The 25,808-nt window shown below is 65.6% G+C and carries 19 protein-coding genes; 8 read left to right on the plus strand and 11 right to left on the minus strand.

Going from position 1 to position 25,808, the window contains the following annotated elements:
• Positions 1-194: 194 nt before the first annotated feature.
• From AC3WOH_RS04035 to AC3WOH_RS04075, 9 genes are all read right to left on the minus strand, one after another.
• Positions 195-1,325, minus strand: a complete 1,131-nt coding sequence (locus AC3WOH_RS04035; protein ID WP_492228117.1) for a glycosyltransferase — start codon at positions 1,323-1,325, stop codon at positions 195-197.
• Positions 1,316-2,500 (minus strand): class I SAM-dependent methyltransferase, encoded by a 1,185-nt coding sequence (locus tag AC3WOH_RS04040; protein ID WP_492228118.1) that lies wholly within the window; start codon positions 2,498-2,500, stop codon positions 1,316-1,318. The genes AC3WOH_RS04035 and AC3WOH_RS04040 overlap by 10 nt, the downstream gene beginning before the upstream one ends.
• Entirely contained in the window at positions 2,497-3,240 is a 744-nt protein-coding gene (locus AC3WOH_RS04045) for a hypothetical protein (protein WP_492228119.1), read from the minus strand. The genes AC3WOH_RS04040 and AC3WOH_RS04045 overlap by 4 nt, the downstream gene beginning before the upstream one ends.
• Before the next feature lie 33 nt (positions 3,241-3,273).
• Positions 3,274-4,221 (minus strand): lysophospholipid acyltransferase family protein, encoded by a 948-nt coding sequence (locus AC3WOH_RS04050; RefSeq protein ID WP_492228120.1) that lies wholly within the window; start codon positions 4,219-4,221, stop codon positions 3,274-3,276.
• Positions 4,218-5,036 carry a class I SAM-dependent methyltransferase gene (locus tag AC3WOH_RS04055; RefSeq protein WP_492228121.1) on the minus strand — a complete coding sequence of 273 codons (819 nt, stop codon included), beginning with the start codon at positions 5,034-5,036 and terminating at the stop codon, positions 4,218-4,220. Before AC3WOH_RS04055 ends, AC3WOH_RS04050 begins: the two co-directional genes overlap by 4 nt.
• Positions 5,037-5,155: 119 nt before the next feature.
• Entirely contained in the window at positions 5,156-6,166 is a 1,011-nt protein-coding gene (locus AC3WOH_RS04060) for a GNAT family N-acetyltransferase (RefSeq protein WP_492228122.1), read from the minus strand.
• Positions 6,163-7,479 (minus strand): ABC transporter ATP-binding protein, encoded by a 1,317-nt coding sequence (locus AC3WOH_RS04065; RefSeq protein WP_492228123.1) that lies wholly within the window; start codon positions 7,477-7,479, stop codon positions 6,163-6,165. Before AC3WOH_RS04065 ends, AC3WOH_RS04060 begins: the two co-directional genes overlap by 4 nt.
• A complete protein-coding gene (locus AC3WOH_RS04070) occupies positions 7,469-8,272 on the minus strand; it encodes an ABC transporter permease (protein WP_492228124.1) in 804 nt (267 codons plus the stop codon). Before AC3WOH_RS04070 ends, AC3WOH_RS04065 begins: the two co-directional genes overlap by 11 nt.
• 66 nt (positions 8,273-8,338) lie before the next feature.
• Positions 8,339-9,139: a Crp/Fnr family transcriptional regulator gene (locus AC3WOH_RS04075; RefSeq protein WP_492228125.1), complete on the minus strand. Its 801-nt coding sequence runs from the start codon at positions 9,137-9,139 to the stop codon at positions 8,339-8,341.
• Between the two features lie 214 nt (positions 9,140-9,353).
• Between AC3WOH_RS04075 and AC3WOH_RS04080 the strand changes: the two genes are divergently transcribed.
• The 8 genes from AC3WOH_RS04080 (at position 9,354) to AC3WOH_RS04115 (ending at position 23,691) form a co-directional block, all read left to right on the plus strand.
• On the plus strand, positions 9,354-10,802 hold the full coding sequence (locus AC3WOH_RS04080; protein ID WP_492228126.1) for a FecR family protein: 1,449 nt from the start codon (positions 9,354-9,356) through the stop codon (positions 10,800-10,802).
• On the plus strand, positions 10,803-12,971 hold the full coding sequence (locus AC3WOH_RS04085; RefSeq protein WP_492228127.1) for a CHASE2 domain-containing protein: 2,169 nt from the start codon (positions 10,803-10,805) through the stop codon (positions 12,969-12,971). It begins immediately after the preceding gene.
• A gap of 55 nt (positions 12,972-13,026) precedes the next feature.
• Positions 13,027-14,556, plus strand: coding sequence for a tetratricopeptide repeat protein (locus AC3WOH_RS04090; protein WP_492228128.1), 1,530 nt, complete (start codon positions 13,027-13,029; stop codon positions 14,554-14,556).
• A gap of 314 nt (positions 14,557-14,870) precedes the next feature.
• Entirely contained in the window at positions 14,871-16,541 is a 1,671-nt protein-coding gene (locus AC3WOH_RS04095; protein ID WP_492228129.1) for a beta strand repeat-containing protein, read from the plus strand.
• A gap of 434 nt (positions 16,542-16,975) precedes the next feature.
• The gene (locus AC3WOH_RS04100; RefSeq protein ID WP_492228130.1) at positions 16,976-18,766 is read left to right on the plus strand and encodes a beta strand repeat-containing protein; all 1,791 of its coding nucleotides are present in this window, start codon (positions 16,976-16,978) and stop codon (positions 18,764-18,766) included.
• 182 nt (positions 18,767-18,948) lie between these two features.
• Positions 18,949-21,294: an O-linked N-acetylglucosamine transferase family protein gene (locus tag AC3WOH_RS04105; RefSeq protein ID WP_492228131.1), complete on the plus strand. Its 2,346-nt coding sequence runs from the start codon at positions 18,949-18,951 to the stop codon at positions 21,292-21,294.
• 105 nt (positions 21,295-21,399) lie between these two features.
• Positions 21,400-22,941, plus strand: a complete 1,542-nt coding sequence (locus tag AC3WOH_RS04110; protein ID WP_492228132.1) for a methyltransferase regulatory domain-containing protein — start codon at positions 21,400-21,402, stop codon at positions 22,939-22,941.
• A 201-nt stretch (positions 22,942-23,142) separates the two neighbouring features.
• Positions 23,143-23,691: a hypothetical protein gene (locus AC3WOH_RS04115; protein WP_492228133.1), complete on the plus strand. Its 549-nt coding sequence runs from the start codon at positions 23,143-23,145 to the stop codon at positions 23,689-23,691.
• 44 nt (positions 23,692-23,735) lie between these two features.
• Here the strand turns inward: AC3WOH_RS04115 and AC3WOH_RS04120 are convergent, their stop codons facing one another.
• Positions 23,736-24,626: a beta-keto acid cleavage family enzyme gene (locus AC3WOH_RS04120; protein WP_492228134.1), complete on the minus strand. Its 891-nt coding sequence runs from the start codon at positions 24,624-24,626 to the stop codon at positions 23,736-23,738.
• Positions 24,627-24,637: 11 nt separating this feature from the next.
• Positions 24,638-25,807 (minus strand): acyl-CoA dehydrogenase family protein, encoded by a 1,170-nt coding sequence (locus AC3WOH_RS04125; protein WP_492228135.1) that lies wholly within the window; start codon positions 25,805-25,807, stop codon positions 24,638-24,640.
• Position 25,808 lies beyond the last annotated feature (1 nt).

Below are 25,808 nucleotides of genomic sequence, written 5' to 3' on the forward strand. Positions count from 1 at the left end.
CAAGCCTGGCGAAGGACAAGTGGCGTAGCTGCAGCCTGTTGCCAGGACGGGCGCGCAGAAAAAATGTGCGAGGCAAAGACGGATACCTGGCGGCCTTGCAGCATGCCCAGCCCGTCTGTAGGCAGGATTTTCGCAGAGTGGCGGCTGGGCTTTGCGCTACGGGATGTATCGCCACGCAGAGGTGCTGGCGCCATTCAGCGCGCTGGGTCTGTGTCTGCCTCCTGAGGGGCGGCATGGGGAGGGTCGAATTGGGTCACCAGTTCCTCGCCATGGGTATCCAACCGGCTGCCACGCAAGCGCACAAACACCGAACTCGCCCCGAAGTGCTCCAGTGTGGTGTAGGAGACGAATGCACGGGCCCCGGTTCCCAGGTGTCCGATGCAGATCTGCCGCAGAGGGTCTGGGCTGAGCTCCAGCAGCCAGGCCGTCTGCAGTGCGTCGGGCACTGCCAGCGCAATACCGTTGGCCGTTCGCACAAACGGCTGACGGGGGTCACCCATGGGGTCCGGTGGGGTGTGCTGCAACTGCCGGGCCTTCTGAAGCCAGCGATCGTCGGCATAGTGCTTGCCAAAGTAGGCGGCGGCAGCTGCTTCCATCAGTCCTTGTTTGTGGGGCGCGTTGCGCCAGGCGTGTACCGCCTTCGCTCCGGGCACCATGGCCATGCCCCAGCCCCGACGGCGCAAGCGCATGCAGAGGTCCGAGTCCTCGAAGTACATGAAAAAGCGGGGGTCGAACAGCTTGCCTTCTGCATCCAGGGCGCGGCGATGCACCATGACCGCACCGCCCGAGAGTGCCCGTTGGCGCAGCGGCACTTGCCGGACCTGCCAATAGCGCAGGGCTTCTGCCCCCGTGGCGTGGCGGATCTTGCTTCGGATGGCGGGCTCGCGGCGGGCGCGCTCGGTGGCCCATGCGCGCACGGCCGTGGGCAACCAACTGGGGGGTAAGCGCCATTGCAAGGCCGCGTCCAGGAACTGGCGAGGGGCGACCGCTCCCAGGGTCGTGTCACGGGCCAGTGCATCGGCCAGTGCTGCCGTGCATCCCGGGACCAGGCGCACATCGGGATTCACCAGAAAGAAGCAGTCGGCGGACGAGGCGCGGACCGCCAGATCGCAGCCCCGGCCAAAACCGATATTGCCTTCCGCGCGATGGAGGTGCACGAACCGCGGCAACAGCGATTGCAGCAGGGCCCATTCGGCATCATCGTCACTGTTGTCGACGACGCGCACTTCGATGCCGGGTGCATCGGCCCACACGGATTCGACAGCCGCAGCAATCTCTGCAGCCCCCCGGTAGTTCACCAGAATGGCGCAGCAGCTCAAACCCATGAGCCCTCCCGAAGGGGGGTGGCACGCACCAGGAAGGCATAGGTGTTCCAGCTCTCCGGATCCGCCTTCAGGCGCGGACTACGGGCCCAGTGCTGGGCCCAGTCGTCCGGGGCCGGCACCGGCACGCGCTCCAGGTGTTCCACCTGGAATCCCGCGCTCGCCAGCAGGTCCTGCAAGGTCTTCCAGGTGAAGAAGCGCACATGGGTCACGCAATGGATGCCCAACGGGCAGTAGTCCCAGCGTCCTTCGATCAGGTCGGCCACCACGCCCCAGTGGCCCACATTGGGGATGGACAGGAGAACCGATCCGCCCGGCGCCAGCAGGTTCCGGGCGCGGGCCAGCCAGGCCCGTGGGTCATTGGCATGTTCCAGCACATCCAGGAAGCTGATGCAATCGAATGCGCCTTCGCCGTGCCCTGGCAACCCGGTGAATGGCTGGGTCAGAAAGTCGCCTTGCCACACATGGTCGACCTGGTTGCGCGCTGTGTGGCAGGCCTCTTCCGAATACTCGGCCAGGTGGGTCTCGCAGCCACGCTGTTCCTTGATTGCCTGAAGAAAGCCCCCCTCGCCGCCACCCACATCCAGCACGCGGGTCACACCGGCAGGCAGCAAGGGCAGCATGTCTTCGCGCCGGGCCTGGTGGTAGCTGGCGAAGTCGTGCACGAAAGCGCCGGGCACCCACTGGGCGTTGCTGCGCACGGTGCCGGCACGCACGGCGGCCGCGGTGGTCAGGGTCACCAGCGGTGCGTGCTGCCCGCTGTCGGGCAGCAGGGGGAGTTCGCTGGCGCCCAACTGTTCCAGGTAGCGCTCCATGCCGCGCACGGTGCAGTAATCGGGGCCCAAGGCCGGCGGAAAGCCCGGGTCGAACGCGTGCACGGCCGTGAGCGTGCCCTGCGCATCGTCGAGCGCCCGGGCCAGCCGATCCAGCACGTCGGGCCCGACCATGGCATGGCCGTGGCGCAGCAGCAGCACACGGGCATTTTCCTGCAGTGGTGCGATTGCCGATGCCCGGTTCAGCGCCTGGCTCCACGCCTGCGGACTGGCCGGCTCGGGCGTCTCCTGCCACACCGTGGGCGCTGGCAGGGCGCGGTGCAATTGCTCCCAGCCATAGCGGAATTCTTCCGAAGACAACGGGCTCGATGCGGTGGAGACAATGACCAATGCGATGGTGCTCATGGCGCCTCCTGGTCCAGGGGTTGCGCGTCGGCCGCGAGCATGGCCTGCGCCTGGGCGCGCACATCACCGCGCTGGTGGATCGCCACGCAGGTCGTCGTGAGGGGGAATTTCTGCTGCCACTTGGCCTCGAAGGCCGCTCCGCTGCGCGCTATGCGCTGTGCAGTGGATCGGGGCAAGGGTGGGTGCTGCGGGGTGTTGGACCAGTGCTCGCAAAACGCATCCACGGCGGCGGCCTGCAGGCCCGCCGCCTGGGCCTGCAGCACCAGGTCGGTGGCATAGAAGTCCCAACCCAGCGCCGGGTCCATGCGCAGGCCGCTGTCGCTGCGCACGGCCACCAGCAGCTCGTCCAGGCTGTCCACGAGGCAGGGCAGGGGTGCCGGGCCGCGCAGCACCTGGCTGCGGTCCAGCACATGGCCAGCGTGAACGGCGGCGTCTCCGGCACCGACCACACCATAGGCTCCGACGACGGACAGGCGCCCCAGCCGCTGCTCGGCCTGCGCGATGGCCTGGGCGAACAAGGTGTCCCAGTCCCCGGGCAGGACCACGTCCTGGTGCACCCACACCACCCATTCCTGCGGGGGGCGGGAGTCCATCACGGCGTTGAACACCTGGGCTGCGGACGCGGCGTTCCAGCGCAGCACCAGCGGCTGCTTGCCGGCCGCCATGCAAGGGGACGCCAGCAAGCGCTCGCGCACGGTGTCGAAGCTGCTCACGGCACTGACAAAGAGAAAATCAGACACGGTCAACCATCCTTGGTACGGCTTTGGTCGCCATCATGCGCTCGTGGCCTCCGCGGCCACATAGGTGCGGTACAGGTCGGCAGCCCACCATTGCCAGGGATGGGCCAGCAGATGGCGTTCAAGTGCGGTGTAGGCCTGTTGCAGGCCGCCGTTTTCCAGGGTGACGGGTTCGGTGACTTCCACCGTGAAGTGTCCGCCTGGCCCTTCCTGGCAGGTGTAGAGCGCCAGGGGAGCGCGGCCCGCCCGGGCCAGAAACTGCGGGCCCGACGCCATCAGCCTCCGTGCGCCCAGAAACTCCACGGGCTGCGCCCGGTCCTGCGAGGTGGAGGGGCCATCGCAGGCGATGACCACGATTTCCCCGCGGCGTAGCGCACTGACGAAAACACGCATGCTGTCCTCGAGGTGCATCACCCGCCCAGGCGCCAGCAGCCGGTTCAGCGCCGCAGCCTTGGTGGCAAAGTGCCGGCTGATGGCGGGCGGCACCATGGCATCGTCCGTGAGTCGGGTGGCCATGAGGTTGACCGTGAGACCGGCTTCGGCCAGCGCAGCCAACCCTACATAGAGGCTGTCGAAATGCGCGGTCATGAGCACCACGCCCTGCTTGTTGTCGCGTGCCTTGAGCAGGGGCTCCAGACCGGTGATCCGGGCCCGGATGGCCGTGCGGTCCAGGCGGGTCAGCCGCGCGGCCTCGACCTCCTCGCGCGACATGCACACGAAGCGCCGCAGCGTCAACCGGAGCGGCAGCGTGCCCTCCCCGGCCTGCATGCGCAACTGCGCCATGGCGTGCTGCGTGGCTTCGCGCACATAGCCGTGGCCCAGCGACAAGGTGCGCCAGTCCCAGTCCATTGCATAGTTGATGCAGCCGCGCAGTATCCACAGCGGGCGGGCAAGCCAGCGCGGCAGCCGCGCCAGCAGGGGCAGCACCAGGCCGTAGTCCAGATGTGCCACGCCCCGCGACAGCCAGCGCGGAAACTGTTTCAACGGCTTTGCGCCGGGGCTTCCGGCTTTTTCAACACGAAGATGTGGTACCCCATGGCACCTTCCTGGGCGAGTTCACGGTAGTTGTTCAGCACCAGTGACCAGTACTTGGAGATGCGGCTGCGGTTGCCGGGCTGGCCCGCATTGAATGCATGCACATGGTGGTACAGCGGGCCATACACCTCCGGTCCGATGTCCTCGGTCGACACCAGCTCGAAGCCTGCATCGCGAATGAGGCCGTGGTAGGTCTGCGCGCTTTCGAAGTAGTTGCCCTGGCGGAAACGGACGCCCTCCACGCGCGAACAGGTGATGTCTGCCACCACGGCGCGGCCGCCCGGCCGCAAGGTGCGGAAGATCTCGCCGAAGAACGAAGGCTTGTTGTCGTAGTGGAACGATGACTCGATGCACAGCCCGAAGTCGAACGCGTTGTCCTGCAGGGGCAGGGCCATGGAATTGCCCTGCTGTGCCTGGAAGCGGTCCTGCACTCCATGGGCACGGGCATTGGCCTGCGCCAGCGCCAATTGGCCCTCGGCGATGTCCACCCCGGTCATGCGCGCATGCGGCAGTTGCTTGAGCACATTGATGCTGATCCCGCCGATGCCACAGCCCACCTCCACGCCCTGGGTTCCATCCTTGGGCAAGGCGTCGATGATGTGATGCACCAGCGACTGCTGCGCTTCGTACAGGTGGTCCACCCCGTTCGACCACAGGCCGAAATTGAGCATCACGGTGGGCGGTGCGGCTTCCTTGCTGCCCAGGGCGATCCAGTAGTCGCGGTTCTGTGCGTAAAAATCTGAAACTTCGTGTGCGCTGTGCATAAAATTCGGTAAAAAGGATTGGCACGGGCCCATTGCAGGGGCTCTTGTCCATCATCGTGGAAAACAACGCAGGGGCCTGCAGAGGGCCAAGGGCTGCGCGCAGGCCTCAAGGGCCAAGCTTAGCGAAAATCTGTATCCCCTCCGGTGAGCCACCATGGCTGGCTGCGTATGCCGGCCGGAACGGTGGCCGACATGCGCTGCGTCATGCAGTGCGGGCAGGCGATCTGCTCCGCAGGGTGGATGCCATCCACGGGAGGCGCCATGTCCAGCAGCTGCCGTGCCAGGGGCTGGCTGATCCAGCTGCTCAACACGCTCGCGCCGCATCGGGCTGCGAGCTCGCGCGCGGCGGCCAGCAGGACCGGCGTGTCTGTGAGGGCGCCCAACCAGTCGAGCAGTTCCCAGTCGGCGCTTCCATTGTTCGCGGGTCGCAATACCACGGCCCCCAGGATGCGCCGCGAATAGCGGCCGCGCACCCACCAGCAGCGGTAGGCGCCATCGGGATGGTTGGCAAACCGGTGTCGCCACCAGTGCGCGTCCCGCTGGGGCAGGACAAAGCCCTGGGCGCTGCCACGCAGTGCGTGCCACAGGGCATTGAGCCGCGCGTCCGTGCTGGCCATGCCCCAGTCGACAGGGGAGGTGGTCCAGGGCCGTTTCCAGAAGGGCGCGGCGCAGGATGGGAGGCTCCAGCGCAACTCGAGAATCTCTCCCGCTGGGGTGTACATGCCCAGTTTTTCGCCCAGGCGCGTGTGGCGTGCATTGGGAAATCCGAACCCCAGCGCAAAGCCCTCCGGCGTGCCGACATGGTTTTGCAGGAAGGCCTGGGTGGCGGTGGCGAACGGCCCCTGCCGCGACAGGATGCCCCGGGCCTCGGTCTTGACCATCACGTCGCCCAGTTGCACCGCCTGCACAGGTTCGCCCGCGCAGACCAGGGTCCGGGCCGTGCCGCCATAGTGGGCCAGCAGGCTGCCATCGTCGCCCCGCGTTCCGGTGGCGCGGCCTCGCCCGCCATCGTACTTCCAGCGCCAGAGCGCTTCGCTCATGGGGTGGCCGAACACCTGTGCAAACAGGGTGCGTATCTCGTCCATCTGGGCCGCGCCCAGGTCGACGGCATGCCAGGACCGCGTGCTCACTGGCCGGCCCTGCTGTTCCATTGGTGGGGCAGGCTCACCAGGCCTTGCTCCAGCCCGGTCTGCACCACGCGCAGCGTGATGGCACGCTCCACGATCTCGTAGGGATGCAGGCCTCGCTCGCAGGCCAGGATCACCGAAATCGTGTAGTCGCCCTGCAGCAGGGGCAGGCGCGGCAGGGTGAGCACACCGACTCCCGTGCCGTTGGCATCCCTTTGCAGTTCGACCCCATCGTTGGCATTGCCGGCACTGGCCACCACGGTGCCATTGGCGTGGGCGATGCCGATGGCCATCGAAGGGCAGGGCAGGGCGGGGTCGCTGTCGAATTGCATGCGCAGTTCAAGCGTGGTGCGCCCGGAGTGAATGGCCAGCTCTCGCCCGGCCACGCCATCGGCCAGGGCTTGTATATCGGTGATCACGGCAGTGCCGTCGGGCGCCTTGCGCACCCTGGCGCCATGCGCCACGGAGTCGGCTTCGAACGGGTCGGATGCGGTCGAGGAGGGGCTGGGTGTCCCGGCAGAGGCCGGCCCTTGCGCCCCTTCACGGCTGGGGGCATCTTCCATCACCAGCGAAGTCTCGTAGGCAGCCGTCACCTTGGGCGCTTCATCCCACATCCGCATGCGCCCGCTCTCCAGCCACAGGGCGCGCGAGCACAAGGCCTGCACGTGGTACATGGAGTGCGAGCAGAACAGGATGGTCGCACCCCGGTCCTTCATGTCCATGATGCGGTCAAAGGATTTGCGTGCAAATGCGCCATCGCCGACCGACAGGGCCTCGTCGATCACCAGGATGTCGGGCTCCACACTGGTGGCCACGGCAAATGCCAGGCGCACGAACATGCCGCTGGAATAGGTCTTGACCGGTTGGTGGATGAAGTGCCCGATGTCGGCAAACGCCAGGATGCCGTCCAGGCGCTCGTCGACCTGCGCGCGGCCCATCCCGAGGATGGCGGCGTTCATGTAGACATTCTCCAGCCCACTGAAGTCAGGGCTGAAGCCTGCACCCAGCTCCAGCAGCGCAGCCACGCGTCCGCGTACCGCCAGGGTGCCTTGGGTCGGAGCGAGCGTTCCGCACACCATCTGCAGCAGTGTGGACTTGCCGGCGCCGTTGCGGCCCACCAAGCCCACCACTTCACCGCGGCGGATGTCGAAGTTCACGTCCTGCAGGGCCCAGAAGTCACGGCTGTATTGTTTGTACCGGCCCCACAGAAGCTGCTTGAGGCGGTCGCTGGGCTGCGAGAACAGCGAGAACCGCTTGCCCACGTTGCGGGCTTCGATGGCCAGACCGTTGTCGAGCGCAGGGGTTTCAAACGACATCGGAGAACCCCGTGCGAACCTTGTGGAAGAAGGCCGCGCCTGCCGCTGCCACGGCAGCGCACGCGGCCAGCAGCACCGCCAGGGCCTGCCAGTCGGGCCAGCGGCCATTGAGCAGCACTTCGCGTGTGCCTGTCATCACCCAGGCCAGAGGGTTGAGCAGCAGCCAGGGGCGCACGGCCTCGGGCAGCGCCTCCACCGGAAAGAAGATCGGACTCAGGAACATCAGGGCCGCGACCGCCATGCCCAGCACCTGGCCTACGTCTCGCACATAAGTGCCCACGCCGGCCAGAAACCAGCCCAGGCCGAGCACCAACGGCAACAGCGGCAGCCAGACCAGGGGCAAGGCCAGGGCGGTGATGGGCAGCCCGTGGCCGCTCAGCAATGCCAGCCCTACCAGCAGCAGCGCCGACACCGCAAGGCCCACCGAAGCGCTGGCTGCATTCACCCAGGGCATGATCTCCAGCGGGAATACGACCTTCTTGACCAGGTGGGGCTGCTCCAGCACCAGATTGGGCGAACGATTCACGCATTCCGCGAAGAAGCCGAATACCGCCAGGCCCGCGTAGATGCGCAATGCAAAGGCCAGGTTGCCTTCATCCACGCCATGCCAGCGCACGCGCATGACGTGGCGGAACACCAATGTGTACACCCCCAGCATCAGCAGGGGGGTGAGCACCACCCACACCATGCCCAGCCAGGACTGGCGATAGCGGGCATGCACTTCGCGGCGCGCCAGTTGCAGCACCAGGGGCAGGTGGCGCCAGGGCCACAGATAAGACAGCAGGAATCTCAAGACAGTAACCGTAGTACGAGGGGGCACCGGGGGCGACCCGAAAGGGGCACCATGGGTGGAAGGGGGTCAGGCTTTGGGAGGGTCTGCGCGTCCTTCTGCGATATCGCGCATCAGTTCAGGCTGCATCAGCTTGAGGATGTTGCCTTCCCGTACCAGCACCTTGTGCAGGAACAGCACCTGGAACGCCCGTGTGACCGTCTCCCGGCTGGCATTGATCATGATGGCCAACTCCTGGTGGGTGGGGGCCTGTGCGACCTCGACCACCCCATCGACCGGGCGCTGCGGCAATTGTAAAAGCAATACGCAAAGCCGCTGAAACGGGTTGGGAAGGCTCAGCAGCGTGCGTTGTGCCATGACGGTGCGCACCCGCTGTGCCAGCCGGGTCATCACGGCCTGCGCCAGCGCGGGGTGTCCCAGGATCAGCTCGCGGGCTGCAGCACCATCGAGAAAGGCCACCGTGGATTTCACCGCGGCGATGACGAATTCCGAAGGGGGTTTTCCATCCACCAGGGCCAGCTCACCAAAGTAGTCCCCAGGATCCACGAAGTACATGCCCACACTGCGGCCATCCACCGTGAAATCCACCCCCTGAAGCCGCCCTTCCACCAGAAAACCCAGTTCCTGGGTCGGGTTTTCCTTGCCCATCACCATGGCGCGGCGGGCAAAGGAGCGCAGCGCCATGCGTGCCGACAGTGGCTCCAGGGCTTCGCGCGCCAATGGCTGCAGCAAAGGAAACTGGCTCAACAACTGAACGGAAACGGGCATAGATAGGGAAAAACGCGGCTTGAGCCGATAATACGAAGCCGCTGAAACGGCGCCCAACGGGCGCCAGGAGATGCAGATCCGGAATCGGATCGTGCCATGCACCCGTGGAATGTTTGCCGGCTTGCGCCGAGCAGCGCATGGCGGCATTACACCACTGGCAGCGCTCCCAGCATATTGCCAGCGCTGCGGCGAGTGGTGTGTGACCGTGCTCACACACTGTGAAACAGACATGAGCGAAAATAGGGACCAGAGCTATTTCCTGGCCTGCGCCCGTTTTGGCGCCGCCAGGCATTCTCTGTTGTCCGAAAGGCACACCATGAACCACCGATTGCACCCCATTGCTGCCTGCCTTGCCTTCCCCTTGATGGGGATGGGCGGCGTGGCGCTTGCCTCCACCCCCGGGCAACCCTTGGGCGCGGTCGTGGGCGAAGCCACGTTTGTCATCGGGGCGGCCTCCATCCTGCAGGAAGACGGCAGCAGCCGTGTTCTCGACCGTGGCGCTGCCGTGCGCGTCGGTGACCGCATCGAAACCAAGGCCGGTGGCCACGTGCACCTGCGCTTTGTGGATGGTGGTCGCCTGAGCGTGCGGCCGGCCAGCCGCCTGCACATCGAAAGCTACAGCCATTCTGCGCAGCAGCCGCAGCTGGGCGCCATCAAGTTCCGCCTCGATGAAGGCGTGGTGCGCTCCATCACCGGCAGCTGGGGCGAGGCCGCGCGCGAGCGCTTTCGCCTGAACACGCCCGTGGCCGCCATTGGCGTCAAAGGCACGGACTTCGTCGTGCGCTCCGACATGGAGCGCACGGCTGCATCGGTCTACACCGGTGCCATCACCCTGACCCCGCTGGCCAACAATGGCTGCGGTGCCAGCGTCGGCCCCTGCATCAGTGGCCACGAGAAGCTGCTGTCCGACGACATGAAGGGCCAGATTCTCGAGTACAGCCGTCGCGATGCCACGCCCCTGCTGGTGGCCACCGATACCGTGGCGCGCAATGCGCGCGCGGTGGAAATCACGGCGGCGCGCACTGAAAAAACGCAGTCCCAGACCCTGGATGACCTGCGCGCCGAGCCCACCCCCGTCAAGTCGCTCACGAGCGAGCAGAAGGCGGTGGAAGTGGCCGTCTATACGCCGCCGGTCGCACCGGTGGCCCCTCCGCCTGCGCCCGAGCCACCGGTGACGGTGGCCCCTCCGCCACCCGCTCCGCCGCCAGCGCCAGCGCCGCCACCTGCGGTGGTCGAGCCCACGGTTCCTGTGCAGCCTCCCCAGGTGACCCAGTTGGCCTGGGCTCGCAACCCCTGGACTTCGCGTACCGAGGGCGATAGCTTCGTGGTGGATTACGAAACCGCATTGAAGTCGGGCTGGACGCGCGTGGTGGGCAACCCCTCGTACGCGCTCTTTCAGCAGCCGGATGCCCAGGGCAAGCTGCCCCAGGAGGGGATTGTCAACTTCCGTCTGGCCAACGCCACTGCCCAGTTCTACAAGGACGCACAAACCGCCATCGAAGCCGTGGCAGTGCAGAGTGGCGCCTTGCAGGTGGACTTCGCTCGCTCGCTGTTCCAGACTTCGCTGTACATGGCCAGCAAGAGCATCGGTTCGCAGAATATCCAGTCGACGGGCAATGTGAGCGCCGCGGGGCAGTTCGTGCCGACTTCGTCCAATGCCAACCTCGTCGGTGGTCTGAATGCGAATGGCACCGAAGCCGCCTATGCTTTCGAGAAAAGCCTGCCCCAAGGTTCGCTCAGCGGCGTCACCCTCTGGGGGCGCTGATTGACGCCACGCCAGCTGCCAGCGGACAGACGACGTCCGGTAGGACGACACCGGGCTCTGCTGGCAGGTCTGGCAGCTGCTGCCATTGTCAGCCTGCTGCTTTCACTGCTTTTGGGGCCTGCACTGCTGGCGGTGGAGGAGCGCGCGGGTGACTGGATCTGGCGCCTGGGTTCCCAGAAGACCGAGGAGCGCCGCGTCCTGGTCGTCGATATCGATGAAAAATCGCTTGCCGAAGTCGGCCCCTGGCCCTGGCCACGCAGCACGCAGGCGCGCCTGATCGAACAGATCGCCCAGTTGGGCGCGCGTGAGCAGATCCTGGATGTGGTCTTCACCGATCCGCGCGACGACGATGCCTCGCTGCTGGCTGCCGTGGCCGAGCACCGTCCGGTTCTCGCCCAGGTTTTTGCGCTGGGTGCGTCCGGCCCTGGTACGGGTTTGCCACAGCTCAGCGAGCAGGCAGCCCCACGGGTGGGCCAATCTGCGGGTGCGCTCGACTGGGCCACTTGCCCAGCCCCTTTCTCGGAGGCGCTGGGGCATTTGTCCAACTTTCCAGCGCTGGCGGCGCTGGGTGACATGCCCCAGGGGCGTACCGGGCACATCAGCCCGCGCATCGCCGACGATGGGGTGGTGCGCCACCAGCCCGCCATCATCTGCTGGCAGGGCAAGTCCTACCCCTCGCTGGCCATTGCCTCGCTGCTGCGTGCCACCTCCGAGACCAGCCTGCTGCTACAGCGCGGCGGTTGGTGGGACGCGCCCTGGACCCTGGGCAGCGCTGGCCAGGCCCTGCCCGCGCTCCCGCTGGATGAGCGGGGCAATATGCGCGTGGCCTGGCGTCTGCACCCCGACAGCTTCGTGAGCATCCCTGCCGCCGACGTGCTGGCGGGCCGTGTGCCGAGCGACATCATGACTGGTGCCTGGGTGCTGGTGGGTGCCAGCGCCTTTGGCATGAACGACACCATTGCCACGCCCTACAGCGGCGCCAGCGCCGGGCTGTTTGCGCATGCCCAGATCCTGAGCGCCCTGGTGGACGGGCACACACCCTATACGCCGCGCGCTGCAGTGCCCTTGCAGGCAGCCGCAGCCGTGCTGGGTGCACTGCTGCTGTGGCTGCTTGTGCGGCTGGCCGGGCAGGGCAGTGGGTCTGCACGCGATGCCCAGGCGCTGACGCCATCGCCCATGCTGCGCATGCCGGTGTACCTGTTGCCCATGGCCGCACTGGCCTATGCGCTGGCACTGGTCGTTGCACATGCCCTGGCCCTGTGGTTGGCCGATGTCTGGGTGGGCTGGCTGCTGCCCGCACTCTTCGTGCTGCAGGCAGGGGTGTTTGCCGGCACCATCGAGCATGCGCGCAGCCGCAGTGAGCGCGATCGCCTCTACCAGCATCTGGCCAGCTACCTGCCAGCGCCCGTGGCGGCGGCCCTGGCCTTGCAGCCACCTTCGAGCGCCATCCGCGCCAGCACGCGGCAGGTCAGCGTGCTGCTGGCCGACATCCGCAATTTCTCGGCCTACTGTGAGGCCCGCCCGCCCGAAGAAGCCGCGGCCGTGCTGCACGCTTTCTTCTCTGCGGCAAGCCGCATCGTGCAGGCGCACGGTGGTGTCATCGAGTCCTTCCAGGGCGATGCCGTCGTTGCCGTGTGGAACGGTGCGGATGATGCCCCTGTGCCATCGGCCGCCGAGGACCAGCATGCCCAGGTCCATTCACGGCAGGCCGTTGCCGCCGCGCTCGACCTGCTCGCGGAGTCCTTCAAGCTGCTGCCCGACCCTGCGCCCGCCGGCCTGGAACCCCTGAGCTTGGGGCTGGGCCTGGAGACCGGCCCCGCCATGGTAGGGTCCTTCGGCCTGGCCAGCCGCCGTACCCATACCGTGATGGGGCGCACCATCACCATTGCCAGCCGGCTGGTGGACCTGACCGTGGACCTCGCGCACCCCATCCTGGTGGGGGAGGGCATGGCCGCTCAATTGGGTGGCCAATTCTCGGTTGGCGCGCGGGCCGAAGGCAGTGGTCCGCTGGAAACACAGCACCTGCAGTCCATGGGCACCTTCCTGCTCGAAGGGCTGCGAGTGCCCCACCATATATATGCTGTGCCCCTGGATACCCTGGTGGCCGAGCACCCGCCTGCGCCAGAGGACAGCCAGGTGGACCAACCCACAGCCCATGGCACAGCGTAGGCGGCACTACCGTTTTTCTGCCGACTCCCGCGCAGCCTCCACCCCCCTGGGTTCAATGCCCCGCACGGTGTGGCTGTTTGCTGCGGTCCTGTGCGCGGCCACAACTGCGCAGGCGCAAGGCAAGGGCAGCCCGCTGCCGCCCCTGTCGGCTCCGGCCAAGGAGATAGCGCCAGCGTTCAACGTTCCTCAGGTGTCGCCGGCTGGCGCAGAACCCAGTGCCACGCAGGCCGCCGTGGCTGCCGTGTGCGTGCCGGTGCCCGAAGGCACGCCCGCGGACCGCCTGATCCCCTATGTGATCACCTGTCAGCGCGTGCCCGAATGGCTGGCACAGCTGGGGACCCTGCTCAACAAGGAGGGCCGCTACGACGAGGCTGCCGAGCACCTGGAGCGCTCGCTCATGCTGGCACCCGACCAGATCCAGGCCGGGCTCGACTACGCCGTGGCCCTGGCCGGGGTGGGGGACCTGCTCAGCGCCACCCAGTTGCTGGGCCAGTGGCTGGCCCGGCCCGACCTGCCCGACACCTTGCGCGCCAGCCTGGCCCAGGCCCAGCAGCGCTATGCGGCCGCGGGGCGCGCCAACACCGGCTGGCTGTGGCGCCGCCACGCCGGTCTGCGGCTGGGGCGCGACAGCAACCTGGCTGGGGCCCCCGGCATCACCAGCCTGACCCTGACACTGCCCACCGGCAACATCACCTTGCCGGTGGAAGAGAGCAGCCTGCCCCGCCCCGGCACCTACACCCGTGCCGACCTGCGCATGGACCTGGCACGCCAATGGGCGGACGGCCAGCGCGTGGAGATGGCCGCTGCCGTGCTCTCGCGGTCCAGCCCGCGCGCGCCGCAGACCGAAACCACGCAGGCAGAGCTGGCGGGCGAATATTCCCGCTTGGCGGGGGAGCTGGGCTCTGCAGGCAATACCACCTTGCTGCAGCACTACACCGGCGCCGCCATCGCCAGCCTGCACACGCGCGGCGGCACCCGCTACACCAGCTTGCACCTGGGCACGGGCCTGCAGTTGCAAGACAAATACATGCCGGCCAATGGCACGGGCCTGCCTGGTCCACAAGGCCTGTCGTCTATATGCAACACGCGGGTGGGTGTGGAGGCGCAGCTGCGCAATCTCTATAGCAACCCCGTGCTGTCGGGTCGCTATGCGGGCTTGGCCTGGCTGTGGAGCTGCAACGCCCAGCCCCAGCAGGTGCTGGCCGATGGCGCAGGCCTGGCGATCAGCCAGTGGCAGATCGGCCTGCGTGCTGGCGTGGACTTTCCCACCGACGCCACCCGCCCCGGCGGCCGCCAGCAGCAATACAGCCTGCGTGCCGCGGCCCACCTGGGGCCGCGCTGGTACCTCGATGCGGAGCTGGGCCACAACCGCGACACCACGGCCTACAGCCCCATCCTCGACAACGGCCGTGTGCGCAACACCACCCGCCTGTCCATGCGGGCCGAATACCAGCATCCCCTGCCGCGCCTGGCGCCCGGGGCCGTGGCCGTGCTCGGCTTCGAAGGTTTCAGGCAGACCGCCAACCTGCCGCTGTTTGCGATCCGCAGCAGCGGGCCCTACCTCGCGATCAGAGGGCAGTGGTAGCCCTTGGACGGGGGGCGGCTGTTGGCTTGTTGCAACATTGGGGGCGGTCTGCAAGCCTCGCCAGCAAGCGCACAGTACTTGTGATCCGCATCACGCCCCCTCCGGTGGGTTGGTTGCTACACTTGATCCCAAGTTGGCTAGGCATTGCTCTTGATCACTGGCATTTTTTTAAAAGTGCGTGTGATAATGCCAGAGCAAACTTGTAAAGATGGGGCTGAACTGGCACGCACGGCATGCAAGCGTGGTGCATCAGACGGGCTGGCCTTGCTTTAGCAACTTGTTTTCATTTCTTAACTGTAAATAGGAAGTTTCAAATGCCTCAACAAATCTTTGGTATCGACGCAGCTGTGACCTCGCTGAACCGCGCGTTCAACGACCAGTCGCCTTCGTACGCCGTGTACAACAACCAAGTGACGCAAGCTACTTCGGTTGGCATCAACGCGTTTGCGCTGTCGTTCGGCGCTGGTTTCACCACGCAAACGGAAGACCAACTGTCCACCAAGATCCTGGGCAACCTGGGCGTGCTGCCTAACACCGCTCTGCAAGCAGCCGTCAAGGACTACCTGGTGCAAGTGGGCAAGGCCAACGTTGGTATCGTTGCTCTGCAACTGGCCAACATCCTGTCGGGCCTGGAAACCGCTACCGGCGACCTGGCTGCCTTCAACGCAGCTGCTGTGAAGTGGAACAACGAAGTGACCGCTTCGTACACCTACTCGGCCAACCCAGCCAACACCAGCGCTTCGCCTGTCGGCGACAGCGACACCTCGGTGACCGGCGTGACTCTGTCGCTGACCTCCGGTGACGACTTCATCTCGCCAGCCGCTTCGGAAGCCAAGTTCAAGACCACGGCCAACAACGACACCATCCTGGCAACCACCGCTGGTTTCCTGTCGGCTACCGACGTGGTGGACGGCGGCGCTGGCGTTGACACGCTGAAGGCTACCCTGGGCAACGTGACCGTGACGCCTACGCTGCAAAACATCGAAAAGGTCTTCCTGACCTCGACCGCTGCTTCGGAATTCGTCGCTTCGTCTTCGACTGGCCTGACCGAACTGTGGGTTGACGCCACGGGCGCCGCCACGACCGTTTCCGGCGTGAACCTGGCTACCACCGTTGCCATCTCCAACTCGGTTGCTGGCTACGCCCACACCGTCAAGTTTGCTGGTGCCACCGGCGCTGCTGACTCGGCCAACATCGTGTTCGCTGACGCCACCGGCGCTGACGAAGCGATCGTGACCGCCATCGAAACCCTGAACGTGAAGAGCACGGCTGGTACCGTGGCAGCCACGACCGTCAACAATGCCAAGATCACGGCTGACCTGGCTGAAAAGATCGTCATCACCGGCGACCAAGGCCTGACCACCACCGTGACCGGCGCCAACGTGACCGTGATCGACGCTTCGGCTCTGACCAAGGCCCTGGGCCTGACGTTCACCACCACCGGCTCGACGGCTGTGGCCATCACCGGCGGCGTGGGCGCTGACACGTTCAACATCACCGGCACGGCTGACGCCAAGATCACCCTGGTTGCTGGCGACGGTGCTGACACGGTCAACATCAACGCCCTGGGCGTGAACAAGGTCACCCTGGGTGGCGGCGCTGACACGCTGAACATCACGGGCCTGACCGGCGCTGGCGCCAAGGATCTGGACATCAGCACGGCTGCCAAGCTGGCGGCTTCGGCTTTCGAAGTGACCGACTTCGTCAGCGGCACCGACGTGATCAACCTGACGTCTGCTGCTGCCACGGCCAAGGCTACGCCTACCGGCACGCAACTGGCCAACATCGCCGCTTCGTCGTCGCTGCTGACCGCTGCCCAACTGGCCGCTACCACGGCTGGTGCTTCCAAGGCCATCGCATTCCAGTACGGCTCTGACACCTACATCCTGACGAACGATGCAACTGCAGCTCTGAGCGTGGACGACAGCCTGATCAAGCTGACTGGCGTGGCTTCCCTGTCGGGCGCTTCGTGGACCTCGGCCTAATTGGTCTAGAGAGTCGCCTGCAAGGCTCGGCAAATCGCTGAACCGCTGCAAGCTGCTTTCTCAAAGCCCCCCAGGTGCAAGCCTGGGGGGCTTTTTCTTTGCCGAAGCGTGGGCTAGCCTCCTGCATGGCACGCATCACTGTGTGCCTCGCCTGGGGCAGTTGTAGGCGGCACTCGTGAATTTCTTCAGCCTCTATGGCGCTGCCTGGGTGTTGTACAAGGCAGGTCGTTTACCGACCAGCATGAATGAAGCAGGGCTGGCAAGAGCGGCACTCGTTATTTGAGAATAGTAATAAAAGCAAAATTGGCAATGATTCTCATTTCATATGATAATGAATGTGCAATCATGTAACGAAAAGCATATGCGCCTGCCGACCCACCGGCTCAGTCAAGGTTGCGCCCCTCTTTCCTGCATTCACTGTTCTCAAGGATCCAATGCCTGTTCAAATCTTCGGCAGCGACGCCATCGTCACCACGCTGAACCGCGTGTTCAACGACCAGTCCCCTGCACATTCCGTGTACAACAACCAGGTGGCACAAGCGACTGCGGTGGGTGCCAACGCGTTTGCCCTGTCGTTCGGCGCGGGATTCACCACGCAAACCGAAGACCAACTGTCCACCAAGCTGCTGACCAACCTGGGCGTGCTGCCCAACGCTGCCCTGCAAACGGCCGTCAAGGATTACCTGGTGCAAGTGGGCAAGGCCAATGTCGGCATCGTGGCGCTGCAACTGGGCCAGATCCTGGCGGGCCTGGAAACCGCCACCGGCGATCTGGCTGCATTCAACGCCGCTGCTGCTGCATGGAACAGCGAAGTTGCCGCTTCGTACACCTACTCGGCCAACCCCGCCAACACCAGTGCATCGCCTGCAGGTACCACCGACACGGCAGTGACCGGCGTGACGCTGTCGCTGACCTCCGGTGACGATTTCGTTTCGCCTGCCGCGTCGGAAGCCAAGTTCAAGAGCACCGCCAACAACGACACCATCCTGGCCAGCACTTCGGGCTTCCTGGGCAGCAGCGACGTAATCGATGCAGGTGCTGGTGTGGACTCGCTGAAGGCCACGCTGACCGCCGCTGGTACCGACGCCCCGGTAGCCGGTGTTGGCACCCCTGGTGCCGGCTTCACGATTGCTCCCACACTCAACAATGTGGAAAAGGTCTATATCAAGGCCAATGTGAGCGGTGGTGCTGGCAATGCGGGCGCGGGCGAAGACGGTGGCGCTGGTGGCAACATCATCGTGAATGCCGCTGGTTTCACTGGCACGACCGAACTGTGGTCTGATGGCTCGACCGCTGCCGCAGGCAAGGCAGGCGTTGCCGGTCTGGGCGGTGCCGCCGGCACCATCACCTTCTCGGGTATCAAGCTGGGCACGCAAATCGGTGTGACGGGCAGCTCGGCGTCGGCGACCTTCGAATTCGCCGGTGCGTCGGGCGCTGCCGATGCGGCCACCTTGGCCCTGGCCAGTGCAACGGGCGGCGCAACCCTCACGGTGGGCAGCATCGAGAACCTCACGGTGAACTCTGTGTCGGGCACCAACAACGTGGTGGTCGCTGCCAACCTGGCCGAGAAAGTCACGATCACCGGTGCAGGCGCGCTGACCGCCACGGTGACAGCCCCCAATGCCACGGTGATCGACGCCTCGGCACTGACCAAGGCCCTGGCCCTGACGTTCACCACCACCGGTTCGACGGCTGTGGCCATCATCGGCGGTGTGGGTGCTGACACGTTCAACATCACCGGCACGGCGGACGCCAAGATCACCCTGGTTGCTGGCGATGGTGCTGACACGGTCAACATCAACGCCCTGGGCGTGAACAAGGTCACCCTGGGGGGCGGCGCTGACACGCTGAACATCACGGGCCTGACCGGCGCTGGCGCCAAGGATCTGGACATCAGCACGGCTGCCAAGCTGGCGGCTTCGGCTTTCGAAGTGACCGACTTCGTCAGCGGCACCGACGTGATCAACCTGACGTCGGCCGCTGGCACGACCAAGGCGGCTCCTACCGGCACGCAACTGGCCAACATCGCCGCTTCGTCGTCGCTGCTCACCGCTGCCCAACTGGCTGCCACCACCGCTGGTGTCAACAAGGCCATCGCGTTCCAATACGGTTCCGATACCTACATCCTGACGAACGACGGCACGGCTGCTCTGACGGTTGACGACAGCCTGGTCAAGCTGACCGGTGTGGCATCGCTGGCTGCTTCTTCGTGGACCTCGGCATGATCGCTCAGAGGTGCTGCCTGCAGCAAGGCATGGCATACCGCTGAGCCGCTGCAGAAAGCTTTCTGCAAAGCCCCCCAGGTACAAGCCTGGGGGGCTTTGTTCATGGAGCACGCTACAGATGCTTGTTCCGTGACGGCTGCGGACGCTGGTACGCTGTGCACCCCGCCGTTTGTTTCCCCGCCATGTCCTCAGCCGCCCATCCTATCCATGACCGCCTGGCGCAGCTCGCGCAGCAGCGCGAATTCGCACTGTGCCTGGCCCAGGCGCAGGCCCATGTCGAGCTGCACGCCCAGGACGCAGTGGCCTGGGGCTGGGTGGTTCGCTGTGCCTTCGCACTGGGCGATGGCGCGAAGGCTCTCGAAGCAGCACAGCGGGTGTGCGAGTTGGCGCCCGACAATGCACAGGCTTGGACTACGCTGGGTGACGTGCGGCGCCACTTCGGGTCACTGGACGGTGCCCTGGCGGCTTTTCAGCAGGCCTTGCAACGGGTGGCTGCGCTCACCCCGCCGACCGGCCAGTCGCAGGCGGCACTTGCAGTGCTGTCCAACAAAGTGGGGGATGTTCTGTACACGCAGGGGCGGTTCGAGCCGGCGCAAAAGGCTTTCGAGCAGGCCGTTCACCTCGCGCCACGCTTTGGCCAGGCCTGGTTCCATCTGGGCATTGCGCGCATGGGCCTGGGCCACTATGCCGAGGCACAGGCGCCGCTGGAGCAGGCATTGGCCCACGGTCACCCTCCCGCGCAGGTGCAGTCGGCACTGGGCGCCGTCTTCATGGAGCTGGGGGCGCACCGCCAGGCCCATGCGGCCTTGTCGCAAGCGCTTGCGCTGCAGCCCGAAGACACCATGGTGCTGAACAACCTCAGCATTGCCAGCCAGAACCTGGGCTTGCTGACTGAGGCCGAGACACTGATACGCCGCAAGCTGGCGCTGCAAGAGCGCGATGTGAACGGCTGGATCAACCTGGGCAATGTGCTGCGCGCACAGGCCCGTATCGACGAGGCCGTGGAGTCCTTCCGGCATGCTATGTCGCTCGAGGCCGGCAATGCCACGGGCCTCATGGCCATGGGCCTGCTGTGCCATGAGACCCAGGCTTTGGGGGACGCGCGGCGCTATCTTGTGGAGGCCATTGCATCTCCATCGGCAACCCAGGCCCAGAAGCTGGATGCCATGGTGGAGCTGGCATCCCTGCATGCCAGCCTGGGCGAGCATGCGGCCAGCGAAGCGCTGTTCATGCAGGTGCTGGCCGCCAGGCCGCGCGAGCGCAAGTACTGGGGCAAATGGCTGTTTGCGCTGAACAACCACCCCCACAAGACCCCGCGGCAGATCCTGGAGCAGTACCAAGCGTTCGCGGCCCATTGCTTTGGTGCCGCGCCACCATCATCACCTGCGGCTGCAGTGCCTCCCCTGCCGGAGCGCCCTGACCGGCGTATCCATATCGGCTATGTGTCGGCTGACTTCACGCAGCACCCGGTGCGGCTTTTCCTGCAGCCCCTGTTGGCCCACCATGACCACACGCGATTCGAGGTATCGGCCTTTGCCAACCTTTCGGGCCCGGCGGAGGTGTTGCCGGCCTACCAAACCATGGTGGACCATTGGCATTTCATCAAGGGCATGACCGACCATGAAGTGGCCGACCTGGTGCGCGCCAGCGGGGTGGATGTGCTGGTGGATCTCTCGGGCCACACGGGGGGCAATCGGCTCGATGTGTTCGCACTCAAGCCGGCACCGGTGTCGGTGAGCTGGCTGGGGTTCGGCTCCTCCACGGGACTTGCCGCCATGGACTACTTTCTGACCGACGCGCATGCCGTGCCCGCGCCGGACGATCAGTACTTTGCCGAGCTGCCCTGGCGGCTTGACCGCCCGTTTCTGGCCTACCGGCCGGCACCGGGCATGGGAGACCCAGGGCCTTTGCCGGCGCTAGCGGCCGGCCACGTGACCTTTGCCACACTGAGCCGCTCGATTCGCTTCAACGACGAGCTGTTCGCTGCCTGGGCCCAGGTGCTTTTGCGCGTGCCCGGGTCGGTGCTGCGCATCGACAGCAAGAACATGCGCGATGCCGAACTCGCGCGACAGACCCAGGCGCGGTTTGCTGCGCTGGGGGTGGCGCCCGAACGCATCGCCTGCGGCTTTCACAGTCCGCCCTGGGATGTTCTGCGCGGGGTGGACATTTCGCTGGACTGCTTTCCCCACAACAGTGGCACCACGCTGTTCGAATCGCTGTACATGGGCGTGCCCTATGTCACGCTGAGCGACAGGCCAGGGGTGGGGCGATTGGGATCGGCCATCCTGCACGGCGCGGGACGACCCGAGTGGGTGGCCCATAGCGTGCCGGAGTATGTAGAGACGGTGGTGGCGTTGGCCAGCGACCTGCCACGGCTGGCCCAGGTGCGTGCCACCTTGCGTGAGCAACTGCAGGCCAGCGCCCTGATGGACGAACCCGGCTTCACCCACGCGGTGCAGGAGGCCTGCACCCAGATGCTCGAACGCCATCGCCAAAGGCTGCATGCTGCCAGTCGCTCGTCTGCCTGAGCCAACGAAGCGCTGAAACGTGTCCCCAGGCATCGTGGCTACCGGCCGTCATGGGGCACCGAGAGGGCATGTAAGAATGCAAGCTTCAACAAGGAGAGGCACCGCATGTCAGATTGGACCGCCGGCTATGTGGCCGACATTGGCTATACCTACGGCTACTACCCCGAGCTCAATCCCCTGCGGGTCAAACTGGCTTTCTTGAACCAGGGCCTGGTGTTCCCTGAAGTGGGGGCAGCCTGCGAACTGGGCTTTGGCCAGGGCCTCAGTGTGGGCATGCATGCGGCGGCCAGTGTGGTCGAATGGCATGGAACGGATTTCAATCCGGCGCAGGCCGGCTATGCGCAGCAATTGGCGGCCGTGTCCGGCTCAGGGGCGCGCCTGTACGACCAGGCCTTTGATGAATTTGCCCGCCGCACCGACCTGCCGCAGTTCGACTACATCGGCCTGCATGGCATATGGAGCTGGATCAGCGACGAGAACCGTGCCGTCATCGTGGAGTTCATCCGCACCCGGCTCAAGGTGGGCGGCGTGCTCTACATCAGCTACAACACCTTGCCCGGCTGGGCCGCCTTTGCGCCCATGCGCCACCTGCTGTCACAGCATGCCGCTGTGATGGGCGCCGAAGGCAGCGGCACCCTGAATCGCATTGACGGGGCGGTGGATTTTGCCGAGAAGTTGCTGGCCACCAACCCGCTTTACAGCCGGGTCAATACGTCCGTCGCGGAGCGAATGACCCGGCTCAAGACCTTGCCCAAGCAGTACCTGGCGCACGAGTACTTCAACCGCGACTGGGTGCCCATGCACTTTGCCACCATGGCCGAGTGGCTGGAGCCAGCCAAAGTGCAGTTCGCTTGCACGGCACATGTACTTGACCATGTCGATGCATTGAACTTGAATGCCGAGCAGCAGCAGTTCCTGAAAGGCATTCCCGATGTCAATCTGCGCGAGAGCACACGCGATTTCATCGTCAACCAGCAGTTCCGGCGCGACTACTGGGTCAAGGGGGCGCGCAGGCTCAATGCCATTGACCAGGCGGAGGCACTGCGCTCACTGAAAGTGGTGCTGGTGACCCACCACGCAGATGTTTCCCTCAAGATGACGGGTGCGGTGGGTGAGGTCACGCTCAATGAAGTGATCTATGCGCCGCTGCTGGAACTGATGGCTGACCACAAGCCGCGCACGCTGGGGCAGATGGAGCAGGCCTTGCAGGGCAAGGGCATCAACTTCGCGCAAATCCAGCAGTCCGTGATGGTGCTGGCTGGTGCCGGGGCAGGGCACCTGGCGCCCGTGCAGGAAGATGCTGTGGTGCCCAAGCTGCGCAAGTCCACCGACAAGCTCAACACCTGGCTGGTCAACCAGTCGCGGGGCAGCAACGACGTGGGCTTTCTGGCCAGCCCGGTGACTGGCGGCGGCATTGCCGTCGGCCGCACGCAGCAGTTCTTTCTGCTGGCCATGGCGCAGGGAAAGAAGCAACCAGCCGAATGGGCGCAACTGGCGTGGCAGATCCTCAGCCTGCAGGGACACAAGCTGGTCAAGTCGGGCAAGGCACTGGAAACCCCGGAGGAAAATGTGGCCGAATTGATGGAACTGGCCAATGCATTTGCCCAAAAGCATGTGCCGATGCTGAAGGCCCTGCAAGTGATCTGAAGCCGGCCATCGTTGGAGGTGGCTTCGCCGGCTGTCCAAGGCACTGGCGCTGCCGTCTCGCCGCAACACGGAGCACCTGCCCAACCAGTCGCCAAGGGCTGGGGCCGATGTCCATGGCCCAAATTGGCGAGCAATGTTTTCTTGTAAGCACGAGCCCATAGGCCCTATGCTCTGCAGGTTTCACATTTTTTGGAGCTGTTTGTGGCCGTTGCACTCTCTGCCGAACTCGAAGTCACCATCCTGAACCGCGCGTTCAACGACCAATCCCCCTCCAGCACGGTTTTCTACCAGCAGAAGATGGCTGCTGGTTTCTCACCGCAGAGCTGGGAGGCCTATGCCTTCCAGTTCGGCGCCAATTACCAGCACCTGTCGTCGGGCGCCCTGGCGTTGAAGATCGTGACCAACATGGGACTGTCGTACGACATCGGCCTGCAAGGCTCGCTGGTCTCGTACCTGGACGCCGTGGGCAAGGAGAATGTCGGCATTGTGGCGGTGCAATTGGGCCATGCGCTGCTGGGCCTGGAAAACGCTACCGGTGAGCTGGCTTACTTCAACGCCCCCGCCGCTGCATGGGCCAAGGAGATCGCGGACGCGTACATGTACTCCACCAACTCGGCCAACGGCACCCCTTCGCCCAGGGGCGCTGCCGGCTGGAGTTCCGCAGTGGAGCACCAACCGGTCGACGCGGCAACGGTACAACTGGTGGGTGCTGCAGCCCCCACGGATGTAACCGGCGCATTGCTGGTCTGAGAGCGACTTTCTTTCTCTCGGGAGACTGGGCGTCCTCGGCTCCATCAAGCGATGGATGCCTGCAAGCCCAGCAGCTCCCGCGCCTCCTGCGGCGACGCCACGCTGCGCCCTGCTTTGCGCGCATACTGGGCCAGCCGCTCAATCAACGGCCCATTCGATGTGGCCTTGCTGCCGTCGGGCAAATAGAACGTATCTTCCAGCCCCGTGCGCAAGTGGCCACCCAGTTCGGCCACGCGCTGGTGCACAGGCCAGATCTCCTGGCGGCCGATCACGGTGGCCTGCCAGGGCGCATCCTGGATCTTGAGCTTGAGCAGAATGGGCAGCAGGTCCGGGTCGGCCGGCATGCCCGATTCGACCCCCATCACAAAGTTGTATTCGGGCAGGCGCTCGGTGTACATGCCGGTCTGCACATACATCTCCACGCAGCGCACGATGCCCACGTCGAAGCATTCGAACTCGGGCAGGGTGCCCGTCTCCAGCATCACGTCGATGAAGTCCTTGACCTTGGCGGGCTGGTTGTCGAACAGCATGGGCGGCCAGGCCCAGGTGCCGTTGCTGCGCACCTTGAGGTAGTTGAGCGAGCCAGCATTGCAGGCCGCCATTTCGGGCCGGGTGGCGCGCAGGCAGTCGAGCGGGCCCTGGTAGTGCGGGCCCACCACGCCGGTGGTCTGGTTGATGACAAGGCCAGGGCATTCCTCGCGCATGGCCTGCACGCAGTCGCGCGCCACCTGCGGGTCCCACGAGGGCAGATGGCCCTTGCCCGCCTCCTGCTGGCGAAAGTGCACATGCACCACGGCGGCACCTGCGTCCACCGCACGGCGCGCCTCGCGCGCCAGTTGCTCGGGCGTCACGGGCACATGGTGCTGGGTGGGGTCGGTCAGCACGCCGGTGATGGCGCAGGTGATGATGGCTTTGTCGGAGTGGGGGGTCGTCATGGTGGGTGTCCTCAGATTCCGAGCTGGCGCGCCGCCAGGTCTTTCATGATTTCCTCGGCGCCGCCGCCGATCATCATGACCTTGACCTCGCGGTAGATGCGTTCGCTCACGGTGCCGCGCATATAGCCCATGCCGCCCAGGATCTGCACGGCCTGGTCGGCGCAGAACTGCATGGTCTGGGTGGCGTGGTTCTTGAGCAGGCAGACCTGGGCCACCCACTCGGCACCCGTGTGGCCCGCGTCGGCCTGCGCGGCCACAGCTTCGAGCCAGGCGGCTGTGGAGTGCATGCGCATCTGCATGTCCACCAGCTTGTGGCGTATGACCTGGTGGCTGACCAGAGGGGCGCCGAAGGTCTTGCGCTGGCGCGCCCAGGCCAGGGCCTCGTCGTAACAGGCCTCGGCAAAACCCAGGGCCGATGCCGCCAGGCCAAAGCGCTCGCCATTGAAGTTGCCCATGATGGTGCGAAACCCGTCGCCCTCGGCACCCAACAGGTAGCGTGCTGGCACGCGCACATTGTCGAAGCGCAGGTGGGCGGTGTCAGAACACAGCCAGCCCATCTTGGCCAGTGCGCTGCGCGACAGGCCGGCGCTGTGGCCGGGCACCAGCAGCATCGATATGCCGCCGCTGCCCCGGCTGCCGGGCTCGCCCGTGCGCACGGCCACGGTGATCCAGTCGGCGCGCATGCCCGAGGTGATGAACACCTTCTCGCCATTGACCACGTACTCATCGCCCTCGCGCCGCGCGGTGGTGGCCAGCTGTGCCACATCGGAGCCGCCGCCGGGCTCGGTGATGGCCAGCGCGGCAATGCGTTCGCCGGCCAGCACCGGTGGAATCACCTCATCGCGCACCGCATCGCTGCCGTGCGCCAGCACCGGTGGCAGGCCGATGTTGTGCGACAGCAGGCTGGCCAGCACGCCGCCACTGGTGCCATGGCGGCACAGGGCCTGCCACAGCGGCAGGCGCAGCGCGTAGCTGGCGGGCGTGCCGCCGTACTGCTCGGGGTAGCCCAGGCCCAGCAGGCCCAGTTCGCCCGCACGGCGGTACAGCGCACGCGGGAACTCGCCCGCGGCGTCCCAGGCGTCCACATGCGGGGCGATCTCGGTGCGGGCAAAGCGCGTGACCGTGTCGGTCAAGGCTGCGCGGTCGGCGTGCAGGTCTTCGTCGTCCTGTGAAAGCAGCATG

The organism is Acidovorax sp. FW305-C-20-28, assembly GCF_058783375.1.

Excerpts from the sequence above, each read along its gene's own strand:
- AC3WOH_RS04040 (WP_492228118.1), bottom strand. The coding sequence starts at position 2,500 with ATGAGCACCATCGCATTGGTCATTGTCTCCACCGCATCGAGCCCGTTG.
- AC3WOH_RS04090 (WP_492228128.1), top strand. The coding sequence starts at position 13,027 with ATGCCCCGCACGGTGTGGCTGTTTGCTGCGGTCCTGTGCGCGGCCACA.
- AC3WOH_RS04120 (WP_492228134.1), bottom strand. The coding sequence starts at position 24,626 with ATGACGACCCCCCACTCCGACAAAGCCATCATCACCTGCGCCATCACC.
- AC3WOH_RS04095 (WP_492228129.1), top strand. The coding sequence starts at position 14,871 with ATGCCTCAACAAATCTTTGGTATCGACGCAGCTGTGACCTCGCTGAAC.
- AC3WOH_RS04080 (WP_492228126.1), top strand. The coding sequence starts at position 9,354 with ATGAACCACCGATTGCACCCCATTGCTGCCTGCCTTGCCTTCCCCTTG.
- AC3WOH_RS04110 (WP_492228132.1), top strand. The coding sequence starts at position 21,400 with ATGTCAGATTGGACCGCCGGCTATGTGGCCGACATTGGCTATACCTAC.
- AC3WOH_RS04100 (WP_492228130.1), top strand. The coding sequence starts at position 16,976 with ATGCCTGTTCAAATCTTCGGCAGCGACGCCATCGTCACCACGCTGAAC.
- AC3WOH_RS04065 (WP_492228123.1), bottom strand. The coding sequence starts at position 7,479 with ATGTCGTTTGAAACCCCTGCGCTCGACAACGGTCTGGCCATCGAAGCC.
- AC3WOH_RS04035 (WP_492228117.1), bottom strand. The coding sequence starts at position 1,325 with ATGGGTTTGAGCTGCTGCGCCATTCTGGTGAACTACCGGGGGGCTGCA.
- AC3WOH_RS04125 (WP_492228135.1), bottom strand. The coding sequence starts at position 25,807 with ATGCTGCTTTCACAGGACGACGAAGACCTGCACGCCGACCGCGCAGCC.
- AC3WOH_RS04105 (WP_492228131.1), top strand. The coding sequence starts at position 18,949 with ATGTCCTCAGCCGCCCATCCTATCCATGACCGCCTGGCGCAGCTCGCG.
- AC3WOH_RS04055 (WP_492228121.1), bottom strand. The coding sequence starts at position 5,036 with ATGCACAGCGCACACGAAGTTTCAGATTTTTACGCACAGAACCGCGAC.